The organism is Vibrio sp. 1557, from assembly GCF_033340175.1.
Taxonomy (GTDB): domain Bacteria; phylum Pseudomonadota; class Gammaproteobacteria; order Enterobacterales; family Vibrionaceae; genus Vibrio; species Vibrio alginolyticus.
The window spans coordinates 1-1,008 of record NZ_JAWOVZ010000311.1 but is presented as its reverse complement, the minus strand read 5'-3'; the positions used below and the strand labels follow the sequence as shown (position 1 = coordinate 1,008).

Annotated in this window: 1 pseudogene; it reads right to left on the bottom strand. The window is 45.5% G+C overall.

Features of this window, described 5'->3' with window-relative positions:
- Positions 1-1,008, bottom strand: a pseudogene (locus tag R7070_RS26700) (type VI secretion system ATPase TssH); the annotation flags it as partial.

Below are 1,008 nucleotides of genomic sequence, written 5' to 3'. Positions count from 1 at the left end.
GACACCAGTTGGACCTAAGAATAAGAAGGAACCAATTGGTCGGTTTGGATCAGAAAGCCCAGCTCGGCTACGACGAATCGCGTTCGATACCACCGCAACTGCTTCGCTTTGCCCTACAACACGATTGTGAAGCCGAGCTTCCATGCGAAGTAGTTTCTCTTTCTCCGCTTCTAGCATCTTAGATACTGGAATGCCGGTTTGTTTAGAAAGCACTTCTGCGATTTCGTTATCTGTTACCTTATTGCGAAGCAGCGTCATTTCTTGCATTTCAGCCTGAGTCGCCAAGTCTAGTTGCTTCTCTAATTCCGGAATACGACCGTATTGAAGCTCAGACATTCGGTTCAGATCACCAGCACGACGCGCAAACTCCATGTCCATACGAGCTTGCTCTAGTTCAGATTTAATATGCTGAGTACCAGAAAGAGCTGCTTTTTCTGTATTCCAAACCTCTTCTAACTCTGCGTATTCGCGTTCTTTCTCATTCAACTCATCATTCAATGCTTGCAGACGCTTTTCACTCGCTTCATCGTGCTCGTTACTTAGTGCTTGTTGCTCAATTTTTAGTTGGATGATTTTACGCTCAAGCTTATCCAATGATTCTGGTTTTGAATCGATTTGTAGACGAATGCTTGAAGCCGCTTCATCGATCAAGTCAATGGCTTTATCTGGCAACTGACGGTCCGAAATATAACGGTGCGACAAACTTGCCGCTGCAACAATCGCTGGGTCAGTAATTTCTACATGGTGATGAAGTTCATAACGCTCTTTCAGACCACGAAGAATAGCTACCGTATCTTCTACTGTCGGCTCATCCACCAGCACTTTTTGGAAACGACGTTCTAATGCAGCATCCTTTTCGATGTATTGACGGTACTCATCCAATGTTGTTGCACCAACACAGTGAAGTTCGCCGCGAGCCAATGCTGGTTTGAGCATGTTGCCCGCATCCATTGAGCCTTCACCTTTACCAGCACCGACCATAGTGTGTAGTTCATCAATGAAGAGGAT